Origin of the sequence: Salininema proteolyticum (assembly GCF_042685645.1) — a bacterium.
Taxonomy (GTDB): domain Bacteria; phylum Actinomycetota; class Actinomycetes; order Mycobacteriales; family Micromonosporaceae; genus Salininema; species Salininema proteolyticum.
This window is the reverse complement of the sequence record NZ_JBHUNX010000001.1, coordinates 2,553,942-2,569,195: the sequence shown is the minus strand read 5'-3', so window position 1 is coordinate 2,569,195 and position 15,254 is coordinate 2,553,942. Positions and strand designations below refer to the sequence as shown.

At 68.3% G+C, this 15,254-nt stretch carries 14 protein-coding genes; 6 read left to right on the top strand and 8 right to left on the bottom strand.

Translation table 11 applies throughout. From position 1 onward, the window contains the following. Positions 1 to 158 precede the first annotated feature (158 nt). The 4 genes from ettA to ACFTE1_RS11965 all read left to right on the top strand — a co-directional run bounded on the left by ettA (position 159) and on the right by ACFTE1_RS11965 (position 3,933). Positions 159 to 1,838 carry an energy-dependent translational throttle protein EttA gene (gene ettA / locus ACFTE1_RS11980; protein ID WP_380622986.1) on the top strand — a complete coding sequence of 560 codons (1,680 nt, stop codon included), beginning with the start codon at positions 159 to 161 and terminating at the stop codon, positions 1,836 to 1,838. A gap of 85 nt (positions 1,839 to 1,923) precedes the next feature. Continuing rightward, positions 1,924 to 2,328, top strand: coding sequence for an acyl-CoA thioesterase (locus ACFTE1_RS11975; RefSeq protein WP_380622988.1), 405 nt, complete (start codon positions 1,924 to 1,926; stop codon positions 2,326 to 2,328). Continuing rightward, the gene (locus ACFTE1_RS11970; RefSeq protein WP_380622989.1) at positions 2,313 to 2,915 is read left to right on the top strand and encodes a hypothetical protein; all 603 of its coding nucleotides are present in this window, start codon (positions 2,313 to 2,315) and stop codon (positions 2,913 to 2,915) included. The genes ACFTE1_RS11975 and ACFTE1_RS11970 overlap by 16 nt, the downstream gene beginning before the upstream one ends. A 292-nt stretch (positions 2,916 to 3,207) precedes the next feature. After that, a complete protein-coding gene (locus ACFTE1_RS11965; protein ID WP_380622991.1) occupies positions 3,208 to 3,933 on the top strand; it encodes a type III secretion system chaperone family protein in 726 nt (241 codons plus the stop codon). A 323-nt stretch (positions 3,934 to 4,256) separates the two neighbouring features. Here the strand turns inward: ACFTE1_RS11965 and ACFTE1_RS11960 are convergent, their stop codons facing one another. The 5 genes from ACFTE1_RS11960 to ACFTE1_RS11940 form a co-directional block, all read right to left on the bottom strand. Further along, a complete protein-coding gene (locus ACFTE1_RS11960; RefSeq protein WP_380622993.1) occupies positions 4,257 to 5,081 on the bottom strand; it encodes a lytic polysaccharide monooxygenase in 825 nt (274 codons plus the stop codon). A gap of 247 nt (positions 5,082 to 5,328) precedes the next feature. Then, positions 5,329 to 6,123: a lytic polysaccharide monooxygenase auxiliary activity family 9 protein gene (locus tag ACFTE1_RS11955; protein ID WP_380622995.1), complete on the bottom strand. Its 795-nt coding sequence runs from the start codon at positions 6,121 to 6,123 to the stop codon at positions 5,329 to 5,331. A 138-nt stretch (positions 6,124 to 6,261) separates the two neighbouring features. Continuing rightward, positions 6,262 to 6,741 (bottom strand): hypothetical protein, encoded by a 480-nt coding sequence (locus tag ACFTE1_RS11950; RefSeq protein WP_380622998.1) that lies wholly within the window; start codon positions 6,739 to 6,741, stop codon positions 6,262 to 6,264. Between the two features lie 317 nt (positions 6,742 to 7,058). Beyond that, entirely contained in the window at positions 7,059 to 7,160 is a 102-nt protein-coding gene (locus tag ACFTE1_RS11945; RefSeq protein ID WP_380623000.1) for a methionine/alanine import family NSS transporter small subunit, read from the bottom strand. A 2-nt stretch (positions 7,161 to 7,162) separates the two neighbouring features. Further along, positions 7,163 to 8,887, bottom strand: a complete 1,725-nt coding sequence (locus tag ACFTE1_RS11940) for a sodium-dependent transporter (protein ID WP_380623002.1) — start codon at positions 8,885 to 8,887, stop codon at positions 7,163 to 7,165. 317 nt (positions 8,888 to 9,204) lie between these two features. Between ACFTE1_RS11940 and ACFTE1_RS11935 the strand changes: the two genes are divergently transcribed. Next, entirely contained in the window at positions 9,205 to 11,403 is a 2,199-nt protein-coding gene (locus ACFTE1_RS11935; RefSeq protein WP_380623004.1) for a HelD family protein, read from the top strand. 59 nt (positions 11,404 to 11,462) lie between these two features. Beyond that, the gene (locus ACFTE1_RS11930; RefSeq protein ID WP_380623006.1) at positions 11,463 to 13,223 is read left to right on the top strand and encodes a Stk1 family PASTA domain-containing Ser/Thr kinase; all 1,761 of its coding nucleotides are present in this window, start codon (positions 11,463 to 11,465) and stop codon (positions 13,221 to 13,223) included. A 14-nt stretch (positions 13,224 to 13,237) separates the two neighbouring features. Here ACFTE1_RS11930 and ACFTE1_RS11925 read toward each other — a convergent pair whose 3' ends face one another. The 3 genes from ACFTE1_RS11925 to ACFTE1_RS11915 are packed head-to-tail and all read right to left on the bottom strand — an operon-like array spanning position 13,238 to position 15,219. Beyond that, positions 13,238 to 13,996: a hypothetical protein gene (locus tag ACFTE1_RS11925; RefSeq protein ID WP_380623008.1), complete on the bottom strand. Its 759-nt coding sequence runs from the start codon at positions 13,994 to 13,996 to the stop codon at positions 13,238 to 13,240. Then, positions 13,971 to 14,408: a hypothetical protein gene (locus ACFTE1_RS11920; protein WP_380623010.1), complete on the bottom strand. Its 438-nt coding sequence runs from the start codon at positions 14,406 to 14,408 to the stop codon at positions 13,971 to 13,973. The genes ACFTE1_RS11925 and ACFTE1_RS11920 overlap by 26 nt, the downstream gene beginning before the upstream one ends. Next, positions 14,401 to 15,219, bottom strand: a complete 819-nt coding sequence (locus ACFTE1_RS11915; RefSeq protein WP_380623012.1) for a hypothetical protein — start codon at positions 15,217 to 15,219, stop codon at positions 14,401 to 14,403. Before ACFTE1_RS11915 ends, ACFTE1_RS11920 begins: the two co-directional genes overlap by 8 nt. Positions 15,220 to 15,254 lie beyond the last annotated feature (35 nt).

The window sequence follows — 15,254 nt, the reverse complement described above, 5'->3', positions numbered from 1 at the left end:
TCTCTTGTCCGGTGTGCTACTAAAACGATTACGGGATCATGAAGTGGTTCGCAACACGCGACCCGCGATGCGGGAGCGCGGGGCTGACTTGGCATCATGGGTACCGGCCGACGATCGGCCGGCACACCACCATCTTCACACGCAACCGAAGGAATACTGTGGCGCAGTTCATTTACTCGATGGAGAAGGCGCGCAAGGCGCACGGCGACAAGGTCGTGCTCGACGACGTCACCCTGCACTTCCTGCCCGGGGCCAAGATCGGTGTGGTCGGTCCCAACGGCGCGGGAAAGTCCAGCCTGCTCAAGATCATGGCCGGCATCGACGAGGTCTCCAACGGCGAGGCCCGCCTGGCCGAGGGCGCCACGGTCGGGCTGCTGGCCCAGGAGCCCCCGCTCAACGAGGAGAAGACCGTCCTGGAGAACATCCAGGAGGCCGTCGCCCCGATCCAGGCCAAGATCGACCGTTACAACGAGGTCGCCATGGAAATGGCCACCGACTACACCGACGAGCTCATGGAGGAGATGGGACGCCTCCAGGAGGAGCTCGACGCCGCCGAGGCCTGGGAGCTGGACTCCAAGCTCGAACAGGCCATGGACGCCCTGCGGTGCCCGCCCGGCGACGAGGAGGTCACCCACCTCTCCGGTGGAGAGCGCCGCCGCGTGGCCCTCTGCAAGCTGCTGCTCGAGGCGCCCGACCTGCTCCTGCTGGACGAGCCCACCAACCACCTGGACGCCGAGAGCGTGCTGTGGCTGGAGAAGCACCTCAAGGACTACCACGGCACCGTCATCGCCATCACGCACGACAGGTACTTCCTTGACCACGTGGCGACCTGGATCCTCGAGCTCGACCGCGGCCGGACCTACCCCTACGAGGGCAACTACTCCACCTACCTGGAGAAGAAGGCCGAGCGCATGAAGGTGGAGGGCCGCAAGGACACCAAACTCCAGAAGCGCCTCAAGGACGAGCTGGAGTGGGTCCGCTCCAACGCCAAGGGCCGCCAGACGAAGTCCAAGGCGCGCCTGGGCCGCTACGAGGAGATGGCCGCCGAGGCCGAGAAGACCCGCAAGCTGGACTTCGAGGAGATCCAGATCCCGCCGGGGCCGCGACTGGGGTCCACCGTCATCGAGTCGCTCTCGCTGCAGAAGGGCTTCGACGGGCGCGTCCTCATCGACGACCTGTCCTTCACCCTGCCGCGCAACGGCATCGTCGGCATCATCGGCCCCAACGGCGTCGGTAAGACCACGCTGTTCAAGACCATCGTCGGCCTCGAGAAGCCCGACGCCGGCGACGTCAAGGTCGGCGGCACGGTGGAGCTGTCGTACGTGGACCAGAACCGCGAGGGGCTGCACGGCGAGAAGACCGTCTGGCAGGTCGTCTCCGACGAGTTGGACTACATCATGGTCGGCAAGGTCGAGATGCCCTCGCGCGCCTACCTGGCCGCCTTCGGCTTCAAGGGGCCCGACCAGCAGAAGCCGACCAAGGTCCTCTCCGGCGGCGAGCGCAACCGCCTCAACCTGGCGCTGACGCTCAAGCAGGGCGGCAACGTGCTGCTGCTCGACGAGCCGACCAACGACCTGGACGTGGAGACCCTCTCCAGCCTCGAGAACGCCCTGCTGGAGTTCCCCGGCTGCGCAGTGGTCATCTCCCACGACCGGGCGTTCCTGGACAAGGTCGCCACCCACATCCTGGCCTGGGAGGGCCTGGACGAGAACGGCGTCCCGCAGTGGTTCTGGTTCGAGGGCAACTTCGAGTCGTACGAGCAGAACAAGATCGAGCGGCTCGGCGCCGACGCCGCCAAGCCGCACCGCGTGACGCACCGCAAGCTCACGCGCGGATAGGCGCGGCGGGGGTCGGGGCCGGGGCGCCGCCCCGGCCCCGACCCCCGCCACCAACAGTCGAAACCCCTGAGAACGGAGTGGAACGATGGCCCGATTCACCACCGAGGTGGCGTTGCGATGGTCGGACATGGACAAGTTCGGACACCTGAACAACGCCGTCTACGGCACGCTCTTCGAAGAGGCCCGCGTGGCCTCGATGTTCTCCGAGGCCCGGGAGGCCGGCGTCGAGTCCTTCGAGAAGGGCGTTGTGGTCGCCCGCCACGAGACCGACTTCCTGCTGCCGGTGCTGCACGAGCAGACGGTCCGCATCGAGCTGTGGGTCGAGAGGATCGGCAACTCGTCCTTCACGTTCGCCTACGAGCTGTTCGCCGACGACAAGCTCGCCGCCAAGGCCCGGACCGTCATGGTCCTGATCGACGCGGCCACGGCCTCTCCCAAGCGCATCGGCGAGCGGGAGAAGGAGTTCCTGGAGCGGTGGATCGAAGAGTGAGCGGCGAGGACGAGGACCTCCTGCTGTACGCGGGCCGCCTGGCGCGCCTCGACGCGAAGTCGCTCGTACGGGTGGAACCCGGTGCGGTCTGGTCGATCCTTCCCATTCAGCTGCTGGCGCGTCGCCGGATGAACACATCCTGCCTACCAGGGATTTACCAGGCGGGTGATTTCTCGGAGGGGATTCCGGCGGGGCCCCGGGCCGACCTCCGCTGGCTCCAGCGCCTACCGAAGGAGGCGGACGTCCTGGAGGAGGTCCCCGCCCGGACTCTGGCCGAGGTCGACCGCGCGGCCGGTGCAGCGTTGCGCGAACGACGAGGTCAGGGCGTGGGTGATCGACGTCTCCGTGACGTGATGCTGGACCACGTCGTTATCACAGTGGACACCGGCGGACGACGCTACGAGGTGAGGCAGCGGCTGGTGACGGGGCTCATGCGCATGGGCTTCCTCGGCCCCGCGGCCGAGGGAACGGTGCAGGTCGTCGGCGAGTCGCCGACGGGTCGCCGGCTGGGGCTGCGCGCCCCGTACGGCGAGGTGTGGGAGCTGGACAGGTCCCTGACCCTCACACCGGTGCGGCCGAGTTCCTAAAGCGGGGTGGAGTCCCTGGTCACATGGCGGATCGGGGGTGCGGTCACCGGTTGGTCACCGCCGTGCCGAGGCGGGACTCGTACTTTCGGTCAGTCTTCCTTGACGGTTGTGCAATGTCGGCGGCAAGTCCTAGGCTGCCTGTACCGATTCCACGTAGCGTTGCATTACGGGCCCGCGCCCGTTCTTCGGCGCGCGCCCGACCCCTTGCGGTGGCGGCCGAAGCCGCCCTGGGGTCCGTGGAATTTTGCACGAGGCCATACACACACGTTATCGGGTGGGAGGCGGTTGAGCTATGGCATGGTGGCGCAACGGAAAGAAGCGCGACATCGAGCAGACGGGGGGCGTCTCGCCGGAATGGATCACCGAGGAGGCATTCGACGAGCGCAATGAGACCCGCGCCCGTCAGCCTGAGGCGATCCCCGAGCAGGCGACGACCTTCGAGGAGTTGATCTCCTACGAGCGCGAGCAGATCGCGTTCCCCGGCGTCGACGACGAGCCGGAGGACGACGCGGCCTCTCAGTGGCAGCTGATCAAGCAGGACCTCGAGGAGATCGACCCCGACTTCATGGACGATCTGCGCCAGATCGCGGCCGACTCGTGCCACGAGGTCAAGCCCCTCTCGGGGGAGCGCATCATCGAGGCGCTGCAGGCGCTGGGCATCCGCTACCTGGTCGACGACCGCGGCAGCCTGGTGGCCCTGTGGGAGCGCCACGTCATGCAGCTGCGCACGGAGGGTCCCGACGAGGACATCCTGGTGCTGCGCTGCCGCGCCTACCAGACCGTGCCCGCCGAGTTCCACATGCGCGCCTACCAGGCCGTCAACGAGTGGAACCGCACCCGGCGCTTCCTGAAGGCCTACGTCGGCGAGCCGACCGAGTCGGGCGCCCTGCCGGTGTTCGGCGAGCTGCAGGTCCCGGTCCGCCCGGGCATCTCCCCGGCGCTGCTGGAAGAGTTCATCGACTGCGCCACGGCCGTGTCCGGCGCGTACGTCGAGTGGCTCGAAGGCGAAGTGCTCTAAGACTTCCGCGAGCGGGCGGCCCGTCGGGCCCGTCCGCTTTCGTGGCACCATGGGGTGATCCCCCGTCCGGGTGAACCCGGTTCACGCGAGGTCCGGCGGGCTGAGCCGACGGCCGCCGGGGTCCTCCGCAGTCTTCCTGAAAAGGCGGTCTTCCTAACCGGGCCGCCGCATCGCAGGCGATGTGCCGCGAGGTCCCGATCCGGGACGTGAGAAGAGGGGGTTCCCGCCGTGGCAGCGGCGGGAACCCCCTCTTTCGTCATCTTGTGAGCGACCGGTCCGGAGTGCGGAACCGGTGCGGATCGCGGGACTGGAGTTCGACGGGCCTAGCAGGCGCCGTTGTGCTCCCAGACTCCCCACTCACCGGTCGAACCGGGCTCCTGGCCCTGGGTCCACCACTTGGCGGTGTAGAGGTCTCCGTTGAAGGACACCTGGTCTCCGCCGAGGTAGGCGTCGTCGGCGTTCCAGGCGGCCGCCTGGCACTCGCCGGGCTCTTCTCCGCCCGGGTCCTCGCCGCCGGGGTCTTCTCCGCCCGGGTCGCCGCCGTCACCGGAGAAGTCCACATCGATGCACTGGTAGAAGGAGTTCGTGGTGTCCGCGATCTCCCACACGGCGTAGATCACGTGCTGGCCGGACTTCTGCGGCAGGTCGATGGTGTCGACGTGCTGCTTCGGCGGCTTGCTGCCGTCGTAGTCCACGGTCGCGAAGGGCTCGGCCTCGAGCTGGTCGCGGCTGAGCGGGTCGAGCGGGCTCCAGCCGTCCTTCGTGATGTAGTACTCCCACTTGGAGGTGGCGTGGTTGGCGGTGTAGTTCCAGCCGATGCCGACCTGTCCGCCCGAGGTGACGGGGTTGGTCGGCCAGTCGCCGCCGCGCGGGTTGTCCAACTCGGGGAAGGCGCCCACACCGCAGAGCTGGCCGTCGGCCGGGCCGGACTCGGGGAAGCCCTTGGCGTACTCGACGCTCTGGGGCTCGTACTGGATGGCACCGCAGTCGGTGAGGGTGCCGTCAGAGCAGTAGCCCGAGCGGGAGTTCACGTCGCCGACCTGGTCGTTGACCCAGCCGTGCGCCGAGGCGGGGCTCGCCACCGCGAAGGCGCCGGCGATGGCGCCCGCGGCGATGAGGCCGCCCTTTACCTTGTTCTTGAAGCCCATTTCGTCTCCTAACCATGACGTTGATGGCTTGTTGTAGGGAAGAATACTAAACAAATTTTCGCATTAATCGTGGGGGTGCCCACTTCCCCTGTTATGCAAAAGAGGACGATATAATTACACATCATCAGTGGTGAATACAACTATCGCTAGCTGGTACGCTCTCCAATGGACACATGAAAGGGGCTGCCGGCCACGGAGACCGGCAGCCCCTGGGTATCAGTCGTTCGGGTGGTTCACGGCGGGTCCGCTATGGCGAACAGGCCCCCACGTGCTCCCAGACGCCCCACTGCCCGGTGGTGCCGGGCTCGTCGCCCTGGGTCCACCACTTGGCACGGTACTTCTCCCCGGAGTGGGTGACCTCGTCTCCGCCCTGGTAGACCTGGCCGGCGCCCCAGGCGCCGATGCCGTCACAGCCTTCCGGGGGGTCGGGGTCCGGGTTGCCGTTGCCGCTGTAGTCCACGTCGATGCAGGCGTAGAACGCGTTGCCGGTGTCGGCGATCTCCCAGTAGGCCAGGATCATCTGGCGGCCCGTACGGTCGGGCAGGTTGAAGGTGTGGTTCTCGATCTGGTTGGGCTGCCGCCCGCCGTAGTCCTCCACGTACAGCGGCTGCAGGTCCAGCTCCGACCGCGTCAGCGGAGTGTTCGGGTCGTAGGAGCCGTTGGTGATGTAGTACCGGTAGTCCGTCGTCGAGTGGCGCGCGGTGTGGTACCAGGTGAAGGTGTGGCTCCCGGCGCTCACGTTGGTGGCGGGCCAGTTTCCCCCGCGCGGGTCGTTGAGCTGGTCGAATCCGGCGAGGCCGGCGGAGCAGATCTGGTTGTCCGGAGCGCCCGCGCTGGGAAAGCCCTTGGGGCCCTCGACGCTCTGGGGCTCGTACTGGATCGGTCCGCAGTCGTTCAGCGTGCCGTTGGAACAGTACTCCTGGCGGCTGGGCAGGTCCGTGACCCAGGCGTGCGCGCCGGCCGGTGATGAGGCCAGCGCCAGGCTCACGACCATCGCGCCCAGGGAGAGCACTGCCAAGAGCATCCTCTTGGTAGTTCGCATGTCTCCTCCAATAAATATGGAACAGTATCTATGCATTAATATAGGGAACTTTAGAGTTAATGTCAAACTTGAAAGTTTCCTGAAGGCGGTGAAGGGGAAGGGGAGCGGTGAACCGAGCGCCGGGCCGGCCGGAGGCGCTCAGCCGGCGGGCCGCAGATCGGCGCAGAGCACGCGGTCGGACTCCATGCCGTACTCGTCCAGGACGTCGTCGACGTGGACGACGATGGCCCTCATGTCCTCGTCCTCCCCGTGGCGGCTGTGGGCGGAGACCTTCGCCGTGCCGTCGGCGTAGGAGTTGAAGGGCATGTGGATCTCGTTGTCCGGCCCCGTGCCGCCGTCGGGGTCGTTCTGCCAGTGCCCGCCGCCGACGGGGGAGGAGTCGCAAGGCGCGTCGTGCACGTGCGCGGTGTAGGCGGTGGAGGGGCGCAGGCCCCGCAGAGAGAGCTCCACGTCGGTCCCGTTGGCGAAGGAACGCACGGTCGCCGTCCCCTCTGCCTCGGGATGGGAGTCGGCCGCGTCCGCGAGGACGTCGAACCCGGCCTCGTCGGTGGCGGCCTTCTCGGAGCAGCCGGAGGCGGTCAGTAGTCCGGCCAGGGCAATGCACACCCGTCGCAACACGTCGCGTCCTTCTAGTCGGGTCCCGGGGCGCGGGCGACGCCCCGATGCTGGGGAGCGAGATTAGTGGAAGCGCGGACGGAGAAGGGGAGATGGCGGCGTGTCGCGGACCGGGTCCACCGACGGGGTGATGGGGCCGGCAGCGGCCACAGAACGGCCGTGGGGCGCCGGGGCGGGGCGTCCGAGTCCCCAAGGCGATGACGGCACCCGCGGGCCTTCAGGGGCGCCGTAAGCAGTGCCGGAGGCCCTCCCCGGGGTCGCGTGCAGCGAAAAGGGCCGCTCCCCGCCGAACGGCGGGAAGCGGCCCGAAGAGCCGAAGCCTACTTCTCAGGCGATTTCAGCAGCGTGGTCGCGGAGGCGATGAGGCCTCCGAAGATGACCAGCATCGAGATGACCATTGTGATCACGGCGATGGAGTCCATGTTTACTTCGCCTCCTCTCGCTTCTCCTCGGAGTCGCCGTCGGAACCGTCGTCGGAGTCTTCCCCGGACTCGTCCTCGGGCTCCTCGGCGGACTCGGCCTTCTCCTCGGACGGTCCGGACTCCTCTTCGGAAGCCTCGGCGGCCGGGGCCGCGCCGTCGTCATCGTCATCGTCGTCGGAGGTGATCTCCTCGCCCTTCGACTTGTAGCCGAGCAGGACGATGTTGAGCAGGACGGCGAGGCCGAGGGCGCTGAGCACCAGCACGATTCCGTAGTCGACGAACGGCTGCGCGGTCTCGGCGTCCTCGAGGCCGAAGTACTCCATGGCCCACTCGACCTGGAACTGCGCCTGCACGCTCTGGTACAGGGTGACGCCCAGGATGAGGACCGTGACGACGCCCAGGGCGCCGAACCAGAGGTCCTTACGGCGCTTGACCAGTTGGAACGTCGACGACGAGTTGGCGTTCTCGACGATGACGGGCCATTTGCGGACGATCCAGAAGACCACCAGGATCGAGGTGAACCCAGCGCCGGCGATGCCGAAGGCGTTGATGTAGGCGTCCGTGGAGTCCAGCATGAACAGCCCGTTGTTCGCGGAGAACAGCGACACCGAGATGACGGCGAGGACGGCCCAGACCACGCCGGCGGCGGCCTTCTGCGAGACTCCGAAGCGGTCCTTGATCGCGGCGGCCGGAACCTGGACGATGCTGATCAGCGAGGTGAGGCCCGCGAAGGTCAGCGAAAGGAAGAACAGGATACCGAACAGCGCCGGGGCGAAGGGCAGCTGGTTGATGATCGCCGGGAACGCCACGAACGCCAGCCCGACACCGCTGCTGACCTGCTCGTCCACCGGGGTTCCGCTCTGCACGGCCATGAAGCCGAGGACGGAGAACACGCCGATGCCCGCCAGGAGTTCGAAGGACGAGTTCGCGAAGCCGACGGTCAGCGCCGAGGTCGTGATGTCGTTCTTCTTCTTCAGGTACGAGGCGTAGGTGATCATGATGCCGAAGCCGATGGACAGCGAGAAGAAGATCTGACCGTAGGCGGCGATCCACACGTCGGCGTTCGACAGCTCGCTCCACTCGGGAGTGAAGAAGGCGTTCAGACCGGTGGCGGCTCCCTCCAGGGTCAGCGCCTGCACGACCATGACGCCGAACATGACGATCAACAGGGGCATGAAGATCTTGTTGAATCGCTCGATGCCCTTGCGGACGCCGGCGACGATGACGACGCCGACGATGAGCCAGACCGCGACCATGCCCCAGAGGACCTGCTGCGAATAGCCGCTGAAGTCGAAGAGGCCGGTGGCCATGTCGGCCCCGAGGAAGTCGAAGAGGAACCCGCCGGTCTCGTCCGCCGAACCCCAGGACTGGTCGATCGAGAACCAAGTGTACCAGGCGGCCCAGGCAACGATGGCCGCGTAGTATACGGCGATGACCGACGCGATGATCGTCTGCCACCAGCCGATGAACTCAGCGCCCTTGCTGAGTTTGCGCCAGGCCAGGGGCGCCGACGCGCGGTACTTGCGGCCGATCGTGAACTCCATGATCAGCAGCGGGATACCAGCTGTAAGGAGCGCCACCAGGTAGGGGACGAGAAACGCGCCGCCGCCGTTCTCATAGGCCACACCGGGGAAGCGCCAAATGTTGCCGAGGCCGACCGCCGAACCGACCGCCGCGAGGATGAACCCCAGCCGGGTCCCCCAATTCTCACGAGTGGCGTCAGCCATTGTTCACCATCCTTTTCGGGCAGGCAGGGATGGTCGCTGGCCTGCAATTTTGTTGCATTTTGATAAACTCCAGTCACATAAAGTGAGGGCACTCACAAGTATTATCACAGTACTGGTCCGCACATGGGGGCGCAAGTAGCTGTTATCAGAGCGTTATCGTTTCCATATCGTGGGCGCCCCGGAGCTTCACAGCCTAAAGGTCACGCTGGGTGAGGCCGAATGAGGGGCCGAGTGTCGCTCATATTCTGGGAATGCACGAGACTCCGCGGGGCGCTATTATGGAAAGTCGCGTTTTCACCGGGAAATAAAGGAGATCCATGGCCCTCGACCGCGCCTCGGCCCTGCGCGAAGAGCAGAACCGACTCGACGACCTGTACGCCCGCCTCGACCTCCTGCGGGACGAGGCCGCCGAACGGGCTGCCAATTTGCGACTGGACCATGTCGAGAACGAGCAGGAGCGCTCGCAGCGCGACGCGGAGACCCTGCTGTGGAGCCGCCGCCGCCGCGACCTGGACGCCGTGGAGGAGGGGCTGGTCTTCGGCCGCCTCGACTTCGCCCGCGAGACCCAGTACCTCGGCAAGATCGGCCTGCGCTCCGAGGAGGGCGAGCAGGCCCTGGTCGACTGGCGCTCCGACGCCGGGCGCGAGTTCTACCTGGCCACCGCCGCCAACCCCGGCCCCGTCCGCCGACGCCGCCATCTGCGCACCCGGGCGCGGCGCGTCACCTCCCTGACCGACGAGAACTTCGGCTCGGGCGCGGCCGACTCCGACAGCAACATAGCCAGCGAGTCGGCGCTCATCGCCGCCCTCGAGTCCGCCCGGGGCGAGCACATGAGCGACATCGTCGCCACCATCCAGACCGAGCAGGACGAGATCATCCGCTCGCCGCTGGAGGGCATCACCGTCGTCGACGGCGCCCCCGGCACCGGGAAGACCGCCGTCGCGCTCCACCGCGCCGCCTACCTGCTCTATCAGCACCGGGAACAGCTGGCCCGGCGGGGCGTGCTCGTCATCGGGCCCGGCACCGACTTCCTCTCCTATATATCCGAGGTGCTGCCCGGCCTGGCCGAGACCGACGTCCTGATGCGCACCCCCGGGCAGATCTTCCCGGGCGTCGCGCCCACCCGCACCGAGTCCGACGAGGTCGCCGCGATCAAGGGGCACCGCCGGATGGCCGGGGTCATCGCCGCCGCCATCGCCGACCGCGAGGCGGTCCCGCGCGGGCCGGTCCCCCTCTCCTTCCACGGTGTCGAGCTCTACCTCCGCCCCGAGAAGGTCACCGCCGCCCGCGACGCGGCCCGCGAGTCGGGGTTCCCGCACAACCGGGCCATCGAGATCTTCCACAAGCGCGTCATCGCCGACCTGGCCAACCAGTACGCCGACTTCATCGGCGAGGACCCGCTGGGCGGGGAGAACTTCCTCGACGTCGACGACCGGGTCCGCTTCGCCGAGGAGATCGCCGCCGACACCGTCATCCGCGCCGAGATCGCCGGGCTGTGGCCCGAACTGACCCCGTTCGAGCTGCTCGACGACCTCTTCGGCTCGACCGCCCGCCTGGCCGCCGCCGCGGCGACCATGAAGCGCCACCAGCGCCAGGCGCTCTACCGCCCGTCGGGCGGCGGCTGGACCGAGGCCGACATCGCCCTGCTCGACGAGGCCGCCGAACAGCTGGGCGAACTGGAGCGCCGCAGCCGGGGGCGCTCCTTCGACGCCGAGACCGACTACGCCGAGGGCGTGCTCTCCATCGCCTCGGGTTCGGCCTCCTTCGAGTTCGAGGACGAGGACGACTCCGAGATCCTCTCGGCGCGCGACCTCATCGACGCCGACCAGCTCGGCGAGCGCCAGGGCCAGGACCTCTACATTTCAGTGTCCGAGCGCGCCGCGGCCGACCGCCGCTGGATCTTCGGGCACGTGATCGTCGACGAGGCGCAGGAGCTGTCGCCCATGATGTGGCGCGCCCTGCTGCGCCGCTGCGTCACCAAGTCCTTCACCGTCGCGGGCGATCTGGCCCAGGCCGGCACCGCCGCCGCGCCGGAACGCTGGGACGACGTCTTCGATCCCACTGGGGCGCAATGGCGCCACTGCAGGCTGACCGTCTCCTACCGGACGCCCGCTGAGATCCTCGCGGTGGCCGACAGGGTGCTCGCCGAGATCGACCCGAAGGCGCCCGCGACGTCGGCGGTCCGCCGCTCCGGGCGCGACCCGTGGCTGCAGATCGCGAAGGGGGACTTGGCCGAAGCGGTGGCCTCGGCGGCAGACGACCTCGCCGCCGAGGGGTCCGTCGCCGTCGTCAGCGCCCTGCCGCTCGACCTGCCCGGTGTCCGCGTCCTCACTCCCCGCCAGGCGAAGGGGCTCGAGTTCGACTCCGTGATCGTCGTCGAGCCCGACGAGATATCCTCGGGCGCGCAAGGACTGCGAGACCTCTACGTCGCGCTGACCAGAGCGACGCGCCAACTGGGTGTGGTCTCGTCCTCGCTCCCGCTGTTCCCGGGTGCGGAGCTACTCACATCTCGTTAAGGACAGTGGTCGTGGCCGCGCGACCCTAGAATGTAGGCATGTCAATGGAGGGCAAATCTGTGGAATCGACTACCGGGGTCGAACCGGGCACCATCGTGGACGGCCGATACCGACTCGGCCGCCTCGTCGCCTCGGGCGGCATGGCGGAGGTCTGGGAGGCCTTCGACGAACGCCTCGACCGGACGGTGGCCGTCAAGCTGATCAACCCCGAATCGGCCGCTGCGCAGGCGTTCAGCCTCGACGCCTTCGAGCACGAGGCCAAGACGGTCGCGGCGTTCTCGCACCCGAACGTGGTGGCGGTCTTCGACTCCGGGCGCCTGGGCGAGGCGCCCTACATCGTCATGGAGTATGTCGACGGAGGGTCGCTGCGCGACCGGCTGTCGTCCGGCGCGCTGCCGGTGGGCGAGGCCGTCAGCATCACCCGGCAGATCCTCGACGGGCTGCAGGCCGCCCACGCGCAGGGTTTGGTCCACCGCGACATCAAGCCCGAGAACATCCTCCTCAAGGCCGACGGCAAGGCCGACCGGGTCAAGATCGTCGACTTCGGCCTGGCCCAGGGGGAGGACGGCACCGGACCGATGATGGCCACGCCGGCCTATGTCGCCCCCGAGGTCCTGCAGGGCCGCAAGTCGACGCCGGCCAGCGACGTCTACTCCGTGGCGATCGTGCTCTACGAGCTCTTGTGCGGACGGACTCCCTACAACGCCACCGACTTCAAGACCGTCGTCGACAACATCGAGGGCGACATCCCCTCGCCGCGCGGCTTCCAGTCCGACGTCCCCGAACGGCTGGCGCAGCTGACCATGGTCGCGGCCTCCTCCGACCCGGACGTGCGGCCGGTCAACGCCGCGGAGTTCTCACAGCGGCTCGCCGAGGCCACCGGCGCCACCACGCAGATCATGCAGACCATGGCGGTGCCCGAGCAGAGGAGTCCGGCCCGGTCGGTCTGGAGGGCCCGCTCGACGCTGGCGGCCATGACCGTCATCGCCGTCCTGGCGGTGGCGGTCGTCTGGTGGGTCGGTTTCGGGCGGTACGTCAGCGCCCCCTCGATGCTGGACCAGTCGGTGTCGACAGTGGAGGAGTACGCCGAGGGGGAGGGCTTTACCGCGAAGATCGCCGACGGCGAGTACTCGGAGTCGGTTCCCAAGGGCGACATCATCTACCAGGACCCCGGCGTCGGGGACCGGGTCAAGGACGGCGGCGTGATCACCGTCGTGCCCTCCCTGGGGCCGGAGCGGTTCACCGTTCCCGACGTGACCGGCGATGAGGAGCAGGCCGCCGTGGACCGGCTCGAGGACCTGGGCGCGACGGTGAAGGTGGAGAAGGGGTTCTCCGACGACGTCGACGAGGGGAAGGTCGTGGGCACCGATCCCGGACGGGGCGAGAGCATCCGCATCGACGACACCGTCACCGTGACCGTCTCCAAGGGGTCCTCGCCCTATAAGGTTCCCGACGTCGTGGGCAAGGACGTGGAGGACGCCGAGGAGGAACTGCGCGAGGAGGACCTGGAGGTCGGCGAGATCGGCTACGCCTACAGCGACTCCATCGACGAAGGCGAGGTCATCTCGACCAGGCCCGGCAGCGGGGCCGGCGTCGAGCGCGGCACCGCGGTGGACCTGGTGGTCAGCGAGGGGCCGGAGCCGGTCGAAGTGCCCGACGTGGAGGGCGAGACGCTGGACGACGCCGTCGAGATCATGGAGGACGCCGGCTTCGAGGTCAAGGAGGTCAACCTTCTGACCGGGGGCTATGTCTTCAAACAGTCCGTCGAGCCGGGGGAGATGCGGCCCAAGGGCACCGAGATCTGGCTCTGGGCCCGCTAGATGACTTCCTTTTACTAGCGCCAGACCGTTCGCCGCTGCGCGAGGGTGAAGCCGAGCCGCGTCAGATTGGCGTGGCTGGCCGATCGTTCGGCTGCCGTGACGATCGCGGGGCCGTCGCTTTCGGCGGCCCCGGTCAGACGCGCCGCGACGAGGGCGGACTGGAATCCCCGGTTCCGGAGGGCCGGGAGCGTCGCCGCACCGGCCAGCAGAGAGGCGCGTCGGCCCGTGTAGAGGGATCCGGCCGCGACGGGAGCGCCGTCCGAGTAGGCGAGGAAGCGGCGGATCCCGGGGGTGGAGTGCTCGACGGCGAACATGCGGCGCAGCAGAGCCCGGTCGTCCCCCACTCCGAAACCCTCCAGCAGCACTTGAAGGTACTCCTCGTCATCGGCGGCCGCTTCGCGAACCGGCAGGGCGGGCTCGGACCGTGCGGGCCGGGCCCTCAGAAGGACCGTGGACTCTCCCGGAGCCAGGCCGGCGTCGGCCAGCGTTCGGCGGACTTCGGGCGTGTCGTCGTCCGAACGGACCTCCACCGCGGGGGCCAGGCCCAGGGACCGGTAGAAGTCGAGCATCGCCGGCAGGCGGCGGCGGTCGCCCGCGCGGTAGCCGCGGACCTTGTTGTAGGGCACATGTCCGGGTAGGGCGGGGAACCTCGTTGCGGCCGTGCGGCCGAACCACCGCAGTCCGGCGCCGGGACTCTCCCCCGACGCGGCGGCGAAGTCCAGTTCGGCCTTGCGGTCGAGGACGTCCTCAAGCGCCTCGTTTCCAGTCTTCAACGAGTCTCTCCGCATCGTCCAGGCTGTCGTCCAGGCGCTCGCGGACCTCGGTGCTCTGCGCGGCGATCTTGACGACCACGGGGAGGAACGCTTTGACCTGCTCGTCGGGCGTCATGTCCTCCAGCAGGTAGTCCTTACCGTACAGCGCCTGGAGCGCGCCGGTGACGTGCAGGTAGTTGATCTGGTCGGGACCGAGGTCGCGGTAGTCGTAGCGCAGCTCTTCCACGAGGCCGTCCAGGTCGGCGGGCGAAGGGTTCTCGCCGAGTCTGGCGGCGGCGACTATGGAGAACAGGGCCATCGCGAGGTAGTGGTACTCGCGCCTGTCCTCGGGCGTGAACCCCTCCGACAGCCGCGCCGCGGCCTCGCCGTCCCTCAGCGCGTAGGCCTTCAGGAGGCCCCTGACCTTATCCATCGCGTCCTCCGCCCTTCATTCTGCTCAGCAGTCGCCCGACCCTCTCGGCGATTATGGCCGAGACGATGATCAATGTCCCCGACACCTCGGGAGAATCACCCGATTCGATGTCCTTGTCCGCGTTCCGCAAGACGGGCTGGGGCTCGGGAACGCGAGTCGTGGTCCGGTACTCCGCGGGGTCGCCCGGCGGGTCGAAGGAGTCGATGAAGTCCTTGGCGGACTTCTCGACCTTCTCGGAGTAGTCCTTGAGGTCCCCGGCCCCTCGCACCAGATTGCGGCCGAAAGCCTGGCTGCGCCGCAGTCCGCGGTCCGGGTCGGGAGGATCGTCGGGGGCGCGGGGCGAAGGCACGCCCGCCGCCCGGGAGCCGTTGCCGCCGGAAGCCTCTTCGGTGCGGATCCCCATGAACGCGTCCAGCTCCCGGAAGGGGATGGCACCCGGAGGGCTGCCGTCCATGCGTCGCCCGATCCAGTGCTCGGCGGAGCCCGCGTCGGGCATCCGGGGCGCCTCGACCCGGATCGACTCGCTTCCCGGGGCCGTGAGCCCGCCGCCGCGGCTCCGGGCGAGCGCGTCGCCGACCGACGATCCGGCCCGCTCCAGGGAGGAGACGGCCGAGTCCAGCGCCGTGCGGCCGTTGCTCAGGGCGGTGTCGGCGGAGGCGAGGAGGCGGGCGCTGTTCTCCGCGCCGATGCCGGCGAGGCGGCGGCCCACGTCGGCCGCCTGCTCGGCGGTGCCGAGGGCCTCCGTCCTGAGGCGGTTCGCGTGCTCCTGCACGGCGCGGATCCGTCCGGCGAGCTCTTCCAGCCGACTCATGGGGATACCCTTCTGCGATGCCGATCACGTCATGG